Genomic DNA, 15,848 nt, shown 5'->3' on the forward strand with positions numbered 1-15,848 from the left:
ATGGAAGGAATTTGCTTAATGAAGAAATGGATAGCTTTACTAACAATTATTCCTGCGATTGGTTCTCTTACTGTGATTAATAAAATCGAGCCTTATGTATTGGGTCTCCCATTTATTGTTTTTTGGTCTACGGCCTGGCTGATTTTAACTTCCGTTTTTCTTTTTATTTGTAACGCCATCTATGATAAACAGGGGGAGAAACAATGAATAGCTCTATCATCATTATTGGGTTGACGATGGCATTAGCGATTTTCTTAGGAATTCGGGCTCGTAAAGGGCAGGAAATGAAGCTTGAACAATGGGCTGTTGCAGAACGTAATTTTGGCTCAATTATCATGTTTGTCTTAATGGCCGGTGAAATGTTTTCGACGTTTGTCTTCTTAGGCGCGAGCGGAGCTGCTTATCGGATGGGCGGACCTACAATCTATATCTTTTGTGCCCTGACCTATATCATTCCTTTTTGGATCCTGCCTCCTATTTGGCGATATGCGAAAAAGCATAATTTACTGACACAATCGGATTTCTTTGCGAAAAAATATAATAGTAAACCATTAGGGCTGCTAGTGGCTATAATAGGTGTTATTTCGATCATCCCTTACATTGTTCTTCAATTAAAAGGGTTTCAAATTATTGTTTCGGAAGCATCTTACGGAATGATTCCTCCAAAGATCGCCGTTTGGGTTGGGATGATAATTGTTACAGTATTTGTTTATGTTTCCGGCATTCATGGTTCGGCGTGGACAGCTGTATTAAAAGATATACTGATGCTAGTGGTAATTTTGTTTTTAGGAACGTATTTACCGTTCCATTACTTTGGCGGCATCCAGCCGATGTTTGAAACATTAGAAAAGGCAAAACCGGGATTCCTGTTAATGCCGGATAAGGGCCTGAGCATTTCTTGGTATGTTTCCATTTGTTTAACTATTGCATTAGGCCAGTATATGTGGCCGCATTGCTTTGGGGCAAGCCTTTCTTCAAAAAATGAGACGGCTTTACGAAAAAATACCGCGGTTTTACCGTTATACCAAATCGTCCTTGTATTTATCTTATTTATAGGCTTTACTGCTGTCTTACAAGTACCGAATTTAGAAGGGGCAGCTTCTGACTTAGCCTTATTCCAAATATCAAAACAGACGCTTCCTCCATGGTTTATTGGTGTTATTGGATCCGCCGGATTGCTGGCAGCGCTGGTACCGTGTTCATTGCTAGTCTTGACTGCGGCTACGATTCTATCAAAAAATATTTATAAGGCAGTTAAACCGGAAACATCTGACAAAAAATTAGCGCAATTAACGAAAATTTTTGTCCCTATTCTTTCGCTAGTGTCTCTGTACTTTACATTCTTTGGCGGAAATACCATGCTAACGTTGCTGACAATGGCATACAGCTTTGTACTCCAGCTGTTCCCGCCGCTTGCATTTAGTTTAATGAAGAAAAACCCTGTAACGAAGGCTGGGGCATCCGTTGGAATGATTGTTGGTGTTTCCCTGGTAGCGTACTTCACAGTGACGAATAAAACAATGGCAAGTTTATTCCCAGCCGCGCCTCATATGATCCAAGACCTTGATATAGGGGTTGTTGCAATTGCCATTAATACGTTTCTGATGCTGCTTATCAGCGTATTTACAAGTAAGGTGGTTTCGTCTGTAAGGAACCCATTAATGAACGATATCAATTCCTAATGAAAGGCTGAAAGTGGTTATATTAAAAAAGTTCCTTGTCCCTTAAGGAATGAACAATTCTGTATTCCGATGTCTATAGTCGTATTATGGGAACCAGTAATCCTGTGATACTCACACGCCTGCCTTAAAATAAAAACGAACATTGGTTGGGAACCCGGTACAAGCTGTGCCGGGTTTTTCTTTGGGGAATGAAGTATTTTGAGTAGAGACACTTCAGTAAAAAGGTCGGTCTCTCGGTTCCATTGACGGGGAAAGGTGAAAATACGAGCTGGCTGCGGTAAAAAGAAATCAGTTCTATTGCCCGATGAGAAGTAAAAAGTCAGCGTGATAAAAAGAAAGTGTTTCTATTGCCCGTATTGGTGGTTGAAGACCATTTCGAGCTCGGATCCCGGCTGTTTTGGTCTTCATCGACCTTATGAAGACCATTTCGAGACTGGGCCACGGCTGTTTTGGTCTTCATCGTTGGAAGGGGGCGAACGGTAAAAAGAAATCAGTTCTATTGCCCGCTGAGGAGTAAAAAGTCAGTTTGATAGTAAAAAGGAATGTTTCTAATGCCTATGAAGAAGCTGAGAAAGATCAACCGGTAAAAACCAAGCCATGATTCTGCCCAAAGAGCCCAAAGCAACCCTTAGCGGTAAAAATGCCTACACGCCACATCCTCCAAATCCATTAATTTTGTAATTTCTGTGTCTTTTTTACAGGGATTTTACAGAAAAATATCGAATATTTACAAGGATGCAAAAAAATTGAACCCCCATCAAGGAGGAATCCCCATTGGTACAAGAACAAATGAATCCTACAATAGATAAAATTCTCGCAAATATTGAAAGAGTCATGATCGGAAAAAGAGATGTGGCAGAGCTCAGCCTGGTTGCGCTGCTCGCAGGAGGACATGTGCTCCTCGAAGATGTCCCTGGGGTTGGAAAAACAATGATGGTCCGTGCTTTAGCCAAATCGGTGAATGCTAGTTTCCGTCGGATTCAGTTCACTCCGGACCTGCTGCCATCCGATGTAACCGGTGTTTCCATTTATAACCCGAAGGATATGGAGTTCCAATTTAGACCTGGTCCGCTAATGGGCAACATTATCCTAGCCGACGAAATAAACCGGACATCACCAAAGACACAGTCAGCCCTGCTGGAAGGGATGGAGGAAGCGAGCGTGACAATCGACGGCGTTACCCATAAACTGCAAAAGCCGTTTTTCGTGATGGCAACGCAAAACCCTATTGAATACGAAGGAACGTATCCGCTGCCGGAAGCCCAGTTGGACCGCTTTTTGCTAAAAATGAAAATGGGTTATCCAGATGTTCATGAGGAAATAGAGGTTCTAAACAGAGCACAAAAGGTTCCGCCAATCGAAGATCTGTATCCTGTTATTGATCTTGATGGATTAAGGTCCTTGCAGGATGAAATAAAAGATGTCTATGTCGATGAGACGATAAAGCGTTATATTGTTGATATTGTCAATCGTACACGTGGCCATGGCAGCGTCTACCTTGGGGCGAGCCCGCGCGGATCCATCGCATTAATGAAAGCGGCCCAGGCGTATGCTTATATGTATGACCGCGATTTTGTCGTTCCAGATGATATCCAGTATTTGGCGCCGTTTGTATTGTCACACCGGATTATTTTAAAATCCGAAGCGAAATTTGAGGGAATCTCCGCTGAAGAAGTGATGAACCGAATTTTGGCGCGTGTTCCAGTTCCAGTTCAAAGGTTTGTGAAGTAACCATGAAAAAATTATGGTTTTTGATTAAAAAGGCTTGGAAGTTTGTTTTGCTATTTTTGCTGATTATTCTTTCCTTTTCCTATGCCATGTTTCAAGGGGGATTTGTCAGTTGGTTTTTATTTTACAGCTTTTTGCCTTTTGCGATTTACTGTGTGGCGCTCTCTTTTTACCCGCTGGGGGAGATTGCAATAACAAGGAGTTTGTCAAAGACGGATTATAATGCCGGCGAGCCGCTGAAGGTAACGGTCAATATTAAACGGTCAAGGGCATTTCCGTTATTTTATTTATTGATTGAAGAGCAGTTAAACGACTCACTTGCCTATGTGCAGCAGGAGAAAAGCGCAAAGGCATTGTTGTTTCCTGGATTTAAAAAGGAACTTTCCTATGAGTATATCCTGAAGGAATTGCCGCGCGGGGAGCATCTTTTTCAAGCGTTTACGGTAAAAACAGGCGATCCACTTGGGCTGTTTGAAAAGGAAAAAGAGTTTACATCTCAAGGGAAAATTATTGTCTACCCGGCTTATACTGAGATCCTATTTCGGCCATTTGAAAATCAATTTGATCAAGGATTAACCGCATCGCGGGAGCGGGTCCAGCGCGATACCTCGATGGTAATCGGAGTAAGAGAGTACCGGCCCGGGGACCGGTTCTCCTGGATTAACTGGAAGGCATCAGCGAAACGAAATGAGTTTATGACAAAGGAATTTGAACAGCGTCAATCGCATGATGTGTTTATCGTGATGGATTGCGTTCCCGACAAGCGCTTTGAAACGGTCGTATCCTTTACCGCCTCCTTAATGCGGGCGGTTTTGAAAAAAGGGGCGCAGACCGGCCTATTAACCATCAGTAAAGATCGGGCTTCGTTTCCAATTAGAGGCGGGGAGCAGCAGCTGCAGGAGCTTTTCTATCACTTGGCAAAAATTGAAGCCAAAAGCTATTCCTCTTTAGATAAAATTTTGGAATCAGACGGCTTCTTTGTTCAGCAAACCGTTTCGTTTATGCTTGTTACTGCTCAGCTGAACAAATCACTGATTGAAAAAGCGAGCTTTCTAGGGCAGAGAAAAGGTGCGATTACCATTTTTCTCATAAAGGAACAAATGGAATCATCATCAAATGAGGAACGCTCGGTGATCGCCATTGCCAATGCCCGCGGTGTCCGCATCGTGATGGTTCACGAAGGCAATTTTGCAGCAGCCTTTTCGGAGGTGAATAGCCGATGAGTAAACGTGATTGGCCAACATTGCTGTTATATACGTTGGGATTTGTGCTTTTGTGGGAGTGGCTTCGCCCGGTTGAAGAATTAACGGAAACAGATAATATTGAAGTCTTCGTGGTTTTCTTGCTCCTATCATTAGCGTTGTCCTTTTTAAAAATGAAATGGTTCTGGCAATTTATCATTAGAACTGTTTATATCTTATATTTTATCCATCGCTTTTATTATGAAGGCAGCTTTTTTCAGTTCCGCTGGCTAAAATCGTTTACGACTGATTTTGTTCATAATATAGGGCTGATGTTTGCTAGAAACTGGAACGGTTTATCGAATGAATTTCGTACCTTCCTATTGTTTATTCTGCTCTGGCTTATGGTGTACTTAATCCATTATTGGCTTTTACGGCAACAGCAAATTTTCATCTTCTTCTTTATGACGTTAATCTATATAACCGTGTTAGATACTTTCACCGCCTATGAGGCAAAATTTGCAATTGTCCGCACGATTGCGGCCGGCTTTACGGTAATGGGGATCCTGACGTTCTATCGAATGATCCATCGGGAAAAAGTCACTAGCAGTCCGGGTTCCATGAAAAAATGGATGGTCCCGCTTTTAGGGATGATTGGTATTAGCGTGCTTGTAGGAGCGGTTGCACCAAAAGCAGCTCCGTTTTGGCCGGACCCGGTACCGTATTTAAAGGCCGCGAAGGAAGGAGCCGGAGCTGGCAGGGGGAATGGACCAAGCCGGATTGGTTATGGGACGAATGATGACCGCCTGGGCGGGCCGTTTATCGGAGACAATAGTACAGTCTTCACGGCTGAAGTAGCCGGAAAAAATTATTGGAAAGTGGAAACGAAGGATGTGTATACGGGAAAAGGCTGGATTCCATATGGTTCCACACCGATTGATTTTCGCGTAGGGGATCTTGTTCCGGTTTATTCGATTCCTAGTACAGTAGAAAAAATTTCAGAAACAGCCAGAATCTTTCCCATTAATAATAAGAATCCGTTCATCGTCTATCCCGCTGGGGTTCAAAAAATTCTAAATATCGCACCACATAACCCGTATGATAATCTGCTTCGTATGGATACAACGATGGAGAGAATTGGAAGCTTTGAATCAAATGAATACACAATTGATTTCGACATTCCCAAATACAAAATAGAAGATTTAAGAAAAACAACTGAATTTGATGCGGATGGCATAAACCAGGCCTTTTATCAAAATTATACCCGGCTTCCGAAAGATCTGCCGGAAAGAATTAAACAATTAACGGAAGAAATTACGGCCGAAAAAACGAACTGGTTTGATAAGGCAAAGGCAGTTGAAGCATACTTTAGCAGAAGCGAATACAGCTATGATCAAAAAAATGTGGCCTTGCCTGGTCCGAATGATGATTATGTTGATCAATTCTTGTTTGAGACAAAAAGAGGCTATTGTGATAATTTTTCCTCTTCGATGGCAGTCATGCTTCGGACGATTGGTATTCCGACACGCTGGGTAAAAGGCTTTACAGGCGGCGACTTTTTGGAATATAGTCAAGTGGAAGAAACGAAGAGGATTTATAAAATAACTAACAATAACGCCCATTCGTGGGTAGAGGTGTTCCTTCCGAATCAGGGATGGGTTCCGTTTGAACCAACAAAAGGATATACAAATGATATCCGGATTGACTATGGTTCCACTGAGACAGCAGCTAATAATCAGCCTGCTGTTCCAGCAATGGCACAAAAGCCGAAGGATAAGTCTATAGATGAGCCAAAGCAAACAACTAGTGAAAAGAAGACGTTTGATTTCAATCTGTTATGGCTGAAAACCAAGTTGTTTTTCAAAATAAATTGGAAATGGATGACTATGGCATTTGCGGTGCTTACCGCTTTGGTTATGCTCCTTTACCGGATTCGTGGCAAATGGCTGCCTTATCTGTTATTGCTGCGCTATCGCTTTAAGCAGAAAGATGAAACGATTAGTACGGCCTATTTGACTTTACTGCAGCAATTAGACCGATACGGCCTGAAGCGGAAGGAGAACCAGACGTTACGAAGCTATGCCCAGTATATCGATCAATTTTTCTCAACAAGAGAAATGACCCGGCTGACAAAGCGGTATGAGGAGTACTTGTATCATCAGAGTCTGCCAAGTGGAAGCTGGCGCGAGACACGCGAATTGTGGGAAAATTTAATTAAAAAGACAATCGCTTGACCGAAAAAACAACCTATTGATACAATATGATGGAATTTAATAGGTTCGTTTACCTTCATATATCCTCAAAAATAAGGTTTGAGAGTCTCTACCGGACCGCCGTAAATGGTCTGACTATGAAGGCAGGATTTTAACTAAGCCTTTTTTTCGAGAAAGCTAGAATTCTGCCTTCCTGATATTTGCTGGGAGAAGAATTCTAGCTTTTTTTGTTGTTAATTTTTTCAAATTGGTAAAAACTATAATTACTTATAAAAAAATTGAGGTGGCTGTTTTGTCTGAAAAACAAGAAATGATTGTCGTATTAGACTTTGGAAGTCAATATAATCAGCTGATTACTCGCCGTATCCGCGAGTTTGGTGTGTATAGTGAGCTTCACCCGCATACAATTACAGCGGAAGAAATCCGCAAAATGAATCCAAAAGGAATTATTTTCTCGGGTGGCCCGAACAGTGTGTATGATGAAAATTCATTCCGCTGTGATGAGGCTATTTTTGAGATGGGTCTGCCGATTCTCGGTATCTGTTACGGAATGCAGTTGATGACTGTTCATTTTAAAGGAAAAGTGGAGAAGGCGCAGCATCGCGAATATGGAAAGGCAACGATGGAAGTTCAAACGGAGTCACCGCTATTTGCAGATCTTCCAAAAGAGCAGGTTGTTTGGATGAGCCACGGCGACCTTGTTGTTGAACCGCCGGCAGGCTTTACAGTTGAAGGGACAAGTCCTTCTTGTCCAATTGCGGCGATGAGCGATGAATCCCGCAAGCTTTATGCTGTTCAGTTCCATCCTGAAGTACGCCACTCTGCTTACGGCAACGAGCTATTGAAGAACTTTGTTTTTAACGTGTGTGGTGCAAGTGGTAATTGGTCAATGGAAAACTTCATTGAAATGGAAATTGCCAAAATCCGCGAAACAGTTGGGGATAAAAAAGTCCTTTGCGCTCTAAGCGGCGGGGTTGATTCATCCGTTGTCGCTGTGTTGATTCATAAGGCAATCGGCGATCAGCTGACATGTATTTTTGTTGACCACGGCTTATTACGAAAATATGAAGCGGACAGTGTCATGAAGACTTTCTCTGAGGGCTTCCATATGAATGTCATCAAGGTAGATGCTAGGGATCGCTTCTTATCAAAACTTGAGGGTGTTTCCGATCCTGAAAAGAAGCGGAAAATTATCGGCAACGAATTCATTTATGTGTTTGATGATGAAGCAGCAAAGCTTGAAGGTATTGACTTCTTAGCACAAGGCACATTGTATACGGATATTATTGAAAGTGGAACGGCAACTGCGCAAACGATTAAGTCACATCATAATGTGGGCGGGCTGCCGGAAGACATGCAGTTTACTTTGATCGAACCGCTTAATACTTTATTTAAAGACGAAGTTCGTGCCCTTGGAACTGAACTTGGTATTCCGGATGACATCGTTTGGCGCCAGCCATTCCCAGGACCAGGTCTTGGAATTCGCGTACTTGGTGCAATCAGCGAAGATAAGCTTGAAATCGTCCGTGAATCGGATTGGATTTTACGCGAGGAGATTAAAAAAGCAGGTCTTGACCGCGACATTTGGCAATACTTCACTGTGCTGCCGGATATCCGCAGTGTCGGCGTCATGGGCGATACAAGAACATATGATTACACAATCGGAATCCGCGCAGTAACTTCTATCGACGGTATGACATCTGACTGGGCACGTATTCCTTGGGATGTGCTTGAAGTCATCTCTACCAGAATTGTTAACGAAGTATCGCACGTAAACCGTGTTGTGTATGATATTACCTCTAAGCCGCCAGCAACTATTGAGTGGGAATAAGGAAAGCAGAAACTCCAGTTCAACGATGTATGAACTGGGGTTTTTTATATGAGAAAAATTGCCCGAAGTATTCGAAGCTGGGGGCTATGGGACAGAACCCGAGGTTGACGGGGAGAAATTGTCCTATAGCGGGATTCTATGCGACCGAATGGTTGAAAAAATAGTCGGTAGGGTCGCATAAAGAGGTTCTAGGCGACCGAGCAGCAGGAAAAATAGTCGAAAGGGTCGCATAGAGAGGTTATATCCGACCGAGCAGCTGGAAAAATAGTCGGTAGGGTCGCATAGAGAGGTTCTAGGCGACCGAGCAGCTGGAAAAATAGTCGGTAGGGTCGCATAGAGAGGTTCTAGGCGACCGAGCAGCTGGAAAATAGGAAGAAGGGTCGCGTAGAGAGGCCCTACGCGACCGAGCGGCTGAAAAATTAGGAAGAAGAGTCGCGTAGAGAGATTCTACGTGACCGAGCAGGTGGAAAAATAGGAAGAAGGGTCGCGTAGAGAGGTTCTAGGCGACCGAGCAGCTGAAAAAATAGGAAGAAGAGTCGCGTAAAGAGGTTCTATGCGACCGAGCAGCTGGAAAAAAAGAAAGAAGAGTCGCGTAGAGAGATTCTACGTGACCGAGCAGCTGGAAAAATAGAAAGAAGAGTCGCGTAGAGAGGTTCTATGCGACCGAGCAGGTGGAAAAATAGGAAGAAGAGTCGCGTAGAGAGGTTCTATGCGACTGAGCAGCTGGAAAAATAGGAAGAAGAGTCGCGTAGAGAGGTTCTAAGCGACCGAGCAGCAGGAAAAAAAGAAGAAGAGTAGCGTAAAGAGGTTCTATGCGACCGAGCAGCAGGAAAAAAAGGAAGAAGAGTAGCGTAGAGAGGTTCTAAGCGACCGAGCAGGTGGAAAAATAGGAAGAAGGGTAGCGTAGAGAGGTTCTATGCGACTGAGCAGGTGGAAAAATAGGAAGAAGGGTCGCGTAAAGAGGTTCTATGGGACAGAACCAGAGGGAAACAAGAAGAAACTGTCTCATAGCAAGGTTCTATGGGACAGAACCAGAGGAAACCGAGGAGAAACTGTCTCATAGCAAGGATCTATGGGACACAACCAATGGTAAACAAGAAGAATCTGTCCCATAGTGGCCAGTTAGTCCCCAGCTCGATTGCAAATTAGTAAACACATAAATACAAATACGAACGATTTATTTTTTATTAATAAAATCGTTCGTATTTTTGTTGACGAAATTGTGGAACGCTGGTATGATAATGGTGAAAAGAAAATACTGTCGAATTACGTCGTATAATATTGGGGATAAGGCCCAAAAGTTTCTACCAAGTCACCGTAAATGGCTTGACTACGAGGTAAGTGTGAATAAAAGGGGTCTTTTCTCCATAAATTACACATACCTAAAGTCGTGCTCTGGTAGAAAACACCAGAGTATTTTTTATGTAAAAAAACAGGGGGAAAGATCATGCACAAGTATTTTGAGTTTGAAAAGTTAGGCACGAATTATCGCCGCGAGATCATCGGCGGATTCACGACCTTTTTGGCAATGGCTTATATTTTAGTTGTTAACCCATTAACATTATCACTTGCATCTGTAAAGGATTTCCCGGATGCATTAAGAATGGACCATGGTGCAGTCTTTGTTGCAACAGCCTTAGCATCAGCACTTGGCTCTATCATCATGGGACTCATTGGTAAATATCCGTTAGCGCTGGCACCGGGGATGGGATTAAATGCCTTCTTCGCTTTCTCTGTCGTTCTTGGCAGTGGAATTCCGTGGCAGCATGCCCTTGGCGCTGTTTTTATTTCTGGGGTATTCTTCTTTCTTTTAACGTTAACAGGACTTCGTGAAAAAATTATCAATGCTATACCGATTGATTTAAAATATGCAGTTGGTGCCGGGATTGGCTTATTTATCACTTTTGTTGGATTGCAAAGTGCGAAAATCATTGTCAATAATGATGCCACGCTTGTTGGTTTAGGGGACTTAACAAAGCCTGAACCGCTGCTTGCTATCTTCGGTATTGTTGTGACGGTTATTTTGATGACACGCGGTATCAGTGGTGCGGTGTTCTATGGTATGGTGATTACTGTCATCGTAGGGATGATTTTTGGTGAAATTAATTTACCGCAGAAAATTTGGGGGCAGGTTCCAAGTCTCTCTCCAACCTTTGGTGCAGCATTTTCATCATTTAGTGACAGCTCATTTTACACAACTGCGATGCTTGGGGTAATCTTGACCTTCTTGTTCGTTGACTTCTTCGATAATGCGGGAACATTGGTTGCCGTTGCCGGACAAGCTGGATTAATGAAAGACGGCAAGCTGCCGAGAGCAGGAAGAGCTTTGATTTCTGATTCTATCGCGTCATCTGTTGGTGCGGTTTTAGGGACATCTACCACAACATCTTTCGTTGAGTCAACAGCTGGTGTTGCTGCAGGTGCGAGAACAGGATTTGCTTCCTTGGTCACAGCAGGATGCTTTATTTTAGCACTTTTCTTCTTTCCTTTATTATCGGTTATTACCGCACCAGTTACGGCACCAGCGTTAATCATTGTAGGGGTGCTGATGGTTGGTAATTTAGGAAAAATCGATTGGAAAAACTTCGAAATTGCCGTACCGGCATTCTTAACGATGATTGCGATGCCGTTGTCTTATAGTATTGCTACCGGGATTGCAATTGGCTTTGTCTTCTACCCGATTACCATGCTTGTTAAAGGTCGTGTAAAAGAGATTCATCCAATCATGTATCTATTCTTTGTAATCTTTGTATTATATTTTATATTCTTGCAGTAAGTTTTAAAGAAGGCTTCTGGGACTGTGCTCCCAGAGGCCTATTTTTTTATGAAATTTTTACAAATAAATGGTTATTTTTTCATATTGGCTGTTGTATGATTAAAGGCGTAAGAATGGAGCAGGGGGTGTACGAAGTGGATTTGCTTGCAGTTCAAGATTTACGAAAAAGCTTCGGTCAGTTTGAGGCAGTAAAGGGTGTATCGTTTTCCGTGAAAAAAGGAGAGTCCTACGGGCTGCTTGGTCCAAACGGTGCTGGGAAATCGACGACAATCAATATGATTACCGGTTTGTTCCCGCCGACTTCAGGAACCATTTTTCTAAACGACATTAATGTGGTCAAAAATCCAAAGCAGGCACAGAAATGGATCGGAGTCGTCCCACAGGAAATTGCGCTTTATCAAGAAATGTCGGCACGGGAAAATTTAAAGTTTTGGGGCCGATTGTATGACCTTAGCGGCAAAGAGTTGAATAAAAAAGTGGATGAAGTTCTCGAAATCATTGGGTTGACAGATCGGGCTAAGGATAAAGTAGGTACTTTTTCGGGCGGAATGAAGCGACGCGTCAATATTGGGGCAGCGATTTTGCATCAGCCGCAAATCCTAATCATGGACGAACCAACCGTTGGGATTGACCCGCAATCAAGAAATCATATATTAGAGACGGTCAAACGGTTAAATGAAGAAGGAATGACGATTATTTATACAAGTCATTATATGGAGGAAGTGGAATACCTTTGTGAACGAATCGGGATTATTGATCACGGTGAGGTCATTGCCAGTGGAACCTTACATGAGTTAAGGGAGAAAATGGAGGACAGTTCACGAATGAAATTAACAATTGACGGGAAACCGCAAAATACCGGCAAAATCACCCAAGCATTAGAAAACATCTTCTCCAAGAAGGAGTTTCAATTGCAAAATAACGAGCTTACTGTTTTTCATAAGGACCCACAATCGATTTTAAGTGAACTAATTCAATCCGTAACAATAACGGGAACGCGGATTACCTCAGTCGATATTGTCGAACCGAACCTGGAAAGTGTCTTCTTGCATTTAACCGGACGGAATTTGAGAGATTAATAGGGGGTGATTACTTTTGAGTTATTGGTGGCTGGCCTGGAAGGATTTGCTGCTAATCATCCGGGATAAAAAAGCGTTTATAACCTTGATTGCGATGCCTTTGTTATTGATTGCGATTTTAGGTGCAGCTTTTGGCAATTTGATGAAGGAAGAGGAGGTATCCATTAAAAAGTTCACACTTGGTGTCGCGAATTTAGACGATGGGGTGCTTAGTAAAGTATTAACGGATGAAGTGTTTGGGAAAAGCCTGTCCGATCAAGTGGAGGTCAAGGTTTTTCAAGAGCAGGAGCTACGTAAAAAAGTAAAAAATCATGAATTGGAAATTGGTATGATTATACAGCCTGGTTTCACATCCTCCTTATTTGCAGGAAAGGAAACAAAGGTAAAGCTGGTTTCCGTTCCGGACCCAGGGGTCAAACCAATCATCGTGCAAAGTGTGATTGAGCAGTTTGTGCAGACGATTCCAATTCAAGCAATGTCAGTTACGAAACAGGGAACGGCGATGGAGCAGAATGATTTCCCTGATGGAAAGAACCTCGTAAAAGAATCTACAATAAATAAAAAAACAAAACCCGTTGGTTCCTTCCAATATTATGCCGCCGCAATGGGAGTGATGTTTTTGCTTATGACGGTCGTTCAAGGAATTACGATGATGATTGGTGAAAAGGAAGAAACCGTGTATCAACGGCTGCTCATCACAAATTTAACCTACCCTCATTATCTTTTTGGCAAAATGGTTGGCCTTATCATTCTTTGTTTAATCCAAGCATTCATCATCATTCTTGGCACAAGGTTCCTCTTTGGAGTGGATTGGGGGTCGTCCGTTTCAGGCGTCATTATTATGACATTTGCTTTTGTGATCAACGCCTGTGGACTTGGGATGCTGGCAGGGGCTGTGATTAAGACGGAAAAAGGCTTTAATGTCGGCGGGATGCTGGGTACACAGATTATGGCTGCATTAGGCGGCAGTATGGTACCGTTGTACATTTTTCCAGATTGGGTTGTTTCGGCTACGAAATTTCTGCCTAATGGACTTGCGCTGCAAACATACTTAAAACTAATGTCAGGATCAGCATTGCCGGATATTTTGCCCGCAATTGCCGGTTCGATTACCCTAGGGCTGCTGTTTTTCACTATTGGCTTACTAGTCTTTACTTTGGAAAGGAGAAGGAAGTATGCGTAAAATTTTTCCGATCCTATCTTTACAATTAAAGAGTTTTTTTAAAACGCCCGGAGCTTTGGTTTTGATGTTTATTATGCCGGTATTATTTAGCTGGATTTTTGGCGGGATGTCGGCGGACTCTGAACAGAATAAGCCGGTTGTGAATATTGTGGGTGACCGTACGGAGGCAAGTATGCAAATTTCCAAGCTGTTAAAAAAGAACCGCAACTTTAAATGGGAGACGGCAACACTTAAGAAGGCGCGTGAAAATGTTTCAAATGAGAAATCGATAGCTGCCGTTGTCATTTCGGAGGATATCGAAAAGCGCTTAACGGAGCAGCAGACCTTGTTTGATGTCATCGTTCAGAAGAAATCACAGGAATATCTTGCTTTATCTGCCCATTTACAAGGTACGGCTCGGCTTGTTTCTAGTTCCTATCAAGCTTCTGATTCGCTTGAGGCAGGTGCTTTTCCAAGTATATTAGCAGCGGTGGTTGAACAAAAAGGAGTAGTGGTGGAAAAACAAACATTAGACAAGGACCCGAACAATCAAGTCGCCATTAATTTAATGGTTGTCGGTTTTGCCATCATGTTTATGATGTTTGGTTTATCAGGAGCAGCATCGGCCATTCTGGATGAACGTAGAGCCGGTACTTGGGAGCGATTGTTGATTTCGCCAGCTCGGAAGCATGAGATTATTATCGGCTATCTATCTTCCTATTTTCTGATGGGATGGATTCAATTTGCGGTGCTTTTAATCGCCATGAGGCTGATGTTTGGTACCGGCTGGGGAAAGCTGTCTTATTTGGTGCCGTTTGCTTCACTTGTCATTTTATCAGTTGTCGGGTTCGGCATCATGGTTGCCGGTCTGGTCAAAACAAAGCAGCAGGCGATGGCTCTGAATGCGATTTTAATTGTCAGTACCTGCATGCTTGGCGGTGTTTATTGGCCGCTCGATATTGTACCGGAAATGATGCAAAAGATTGCCTTAGCCGTACCGCAAAGCTGGGCGATGTCAGGGTTTAAAGAAATCATGAGCGGCAGTCTGCATAGTGCTACTTTAATAAATGATAGCCTGGCATTGTTTGGATTTACCGTCTTGTTCTTTGCGATTGGATTTCGTGGAATAAAGTTTGAGTGATGGAATTTTACAGTTGTTCAGGCTTTGACGTTGACAACAAGGGCTGTCTTTTATAGGATGTTATCTAGCAGATTAGGCGAAATGAGTGAGTATGATGGCAATCCTACGAATTGAAAAAATATTAAATAATAACGTTCTAATCGCAGAGCATCCGTCGTATCAAGAGGTGGTTTTAATTGGTAAAGGGATTGGCTTCAACCGCAAACGAGGCGACTCGATTGATACCAACGGGATTGAAAAACTATTTGTGTTAAAGAATGAAAAGGAGCAGGAGAACTATATCAAACTGCTTCCTTTTATCGACCGGGATATTCATGAGGTAATTATTTCAGCGATTGAGCTGATCAAACAGCGGACGCACTCCGAGTTAAATGAACATATCCACGTCGGTTTTACGGACCATTTAATGTTTGCGCTTACCCGGGTATCGCAAGGCATGCAGATAACCAATCCATTTTTAGTTGAAACAAAGGCGCTATACCGCCGTGAATATGAAATAGCGTTAGAAGTGGTAAGCCTTATTAAGGAAAAAACGGGGATTGAGCTTCCCGCTGGTGAAATTGGCTTTATTACACTCCATATCCATAGTGCGATGACAAATAAAAACTTATCTGAAGTCAACCAGGATTCACAGCTTGTCAGCAGACTTGTAAGTATGGTGGAAGAACAATTGGGAATCACGATTGATAAGGATGGTATTGATTATATGAGACTTGTTCGCCATCTTCGTTTTGCCATTGAACGAGTGAAAAAGGGAGAACAGGTGGAGGAACCGGAGAAACTAGCATCTCTCTTGAAAGAGGAATATCCAATATGTTATAATCTCGCTTGGAAGCTCATTAAAGTGATGCAGCAAACTCTTAAATTGAAGGTTTTTGATGCAGAGGCCGTATATTTAACGATGCATCTGCAGCGGCTGCAAGCGAAAATTAAATAGTCATTATTTTTTACGTGTTACTGATACGATCAGGCATGAGTGAAAAGTATTGATAGAAATAGAGACGGTGGGGAAAACTATACCCATTGCCCTATTTCTATTGGACTTTTCCTCATGC

At 42.6% G+C, this 15,848-nt stretch carries 11 protein-coding genes and 2 riboswitches; all 11 genes read left to right on the top strand.

Annotated features, from left to right (window positions below; all coding sequences use genetic code 11):
* Window positions 1-18 precede the first annotated feature (18 nt).
* The 11 genes from A6749_RS14560 to glcT all read left to right on the top strand — a co-directional run bounded on the left by A6749_RS14560 (window position 19) and on the right by glcT (window position 15,730).
* The gene (locus tag A6749_RS14560) at window positions 19-207 is read left to right on the top strand and encodes a DUF3311 domain-containing protein (RefSeq protein ID WP_066390835.1); all 189 of its coding nucleotides are present in this window, start codon (window positions 19-21) and stop codon (window positions 205-207) included.
* On the top strand, window positions 204-1,682 hold the full coding sequence (locus tag A6749_RS14565; protein WP_066390838.1) for a sodium:solute symporter family protein: 1,479 nt from the start codon (window positions 204-206) through the stop codon (window positions 1,680-1,682). Before A6749_RS14560 ends, A6749_RS14565 begins: the two co-directional genes overlap by 4 nt.
* A 789-nt stretch (window positions 1,683-2,471) precedes the next feature.
* Window positions 2,472-3,413, top strand: a complete 942-nt coding sequence (locus A6749_RS14570; protein ID WP_407937532.1) for an AAA family ATPase — start codon at window positions 2,472-2,474, stop codon at window positions 3,411-3,413.
* 2 nt (window positions 3,414-3,415) lie between these two features.
* Window positions 3,416-4,633, top strand: a complete 1,218-nt coding sequence (locus tag A6749_RS14575; protein ID WP_066390847.1) for a DUF58 domain-containing protein — start codon at window positions 3,416-3,418, stop codon at window positions 4,631-4,633.
* Window positions 4,630-6,825 carry a transglutaminase TgpA family protein gene (locus A6749_RS14580; protein ID WP_066390853.1) on the top strand — a complete coding sequence of 732 codons (2,196 nt, stop codon included), beginning with the start codon at window positions 4,630-4,632 and terminating at the stop codon, window positions 6,823-6,825. The genes A6749_RS14575 and A6749_RS14580 overlap by 4 nt, the downstream gene beginning before the upstream one ends.
* A 35-nt stretch (window positions 6,826-6,860) precedes the next feature.
* Window positions 6,861-6,962, top strand: a riboswitch (purine riboswitch).
* A gap of 152 nt (window positions 6,963-7,114) precedes the next feature.
* Window positions 7,115-8,635 (top strand): glutamine-hydrolyzing GMP synthase, encoded by a 1,521-nt coding sequence (gene guaA / locus A6749_RS14585; RefSeq protein WP_066400972.1) that lies wholly within the window; start codon window positions 7,115-7,117, stop codon window positions 8,633-8,635.
* 1,251 nt (window positions 8,636-9,886) lie between these two features.
* A riboswitch (purine riboswitch) is annotated at window positions 9,887-9,988 on the top strand.
* A 94-nt stretch (window positions 9,989-10,082) separates the two neighbouring features.
* On the top strand, window positions 10,083-11,411 hold the full coding sequence (locus A6749_RS14590) for an NCS2 family permease (RefSeq protein WP_066390854.1): 1,329 nt from the start codon (window positions 10,083-10,085) through the stop codon (window positions 11,409-11,411).
* Window positions 11,412-11,551: 140 nt separating this feature from the next.
* Window positions 11,552-12,490 (top strand): ABC transporter ATP-binding protein, encoded by a 939-nt coding sequence (locus A6749_RS14595; protein ID WP_066400973.1) that lies wholly within the window; start codon window positions 11,552-11,554, stop codon window positions 12,488-12,490.
* Window positions 12,491-12,506: 16 nt separating this feature from the next.
* Window positions 12,507-13,673, top strand: coding sequence for an ABC transporter permease (locus A6749_RS14600; RefSeq protein ID WP_066390855.1), 1,167 nt, complete (start codon window positions 12,507-12,509; stop codon window positions 13,671-13,673).
* On the top strand, window positions 13,666-14,793 hold the full coding sequence (locus tag A6749_RS14605) for an ABC transporter permease (protein WP_066390859.1): 1,128 nt from the start codon (window positions 13,666-13,668) through the stop codon (window positions 14,791-14,793). The genes A6749_RS14600 and A6749_RS14605 overlap by 8 nt, the downstream gene beginning before the upstream one ends.
* A gap of 94 nt (window positions 14,794-14,887) precedes the next feature.
* A complete protein-coding gene (glcT, locus tag A6749_RS14610; protein ID WP_066390860.1) occupies window positions 14,888-15,730 on the top strand; it encodes a glucose PTS transporter transcription antiterminator GlcT in 843 nt (280 codons plus the stop codon).
* The last annotated feature ends 118 nt before the right edge of the window (window positions 15,731-15,848 follow it).

This window comes from Neobacillus mesonae (genome assembly GCF_001636315.1).
GTDB lineage: Bacteria > Bacillota > Bacilli > Bacillales > Cytobacillaceae > Neobacillus > Neobacillus mesonae.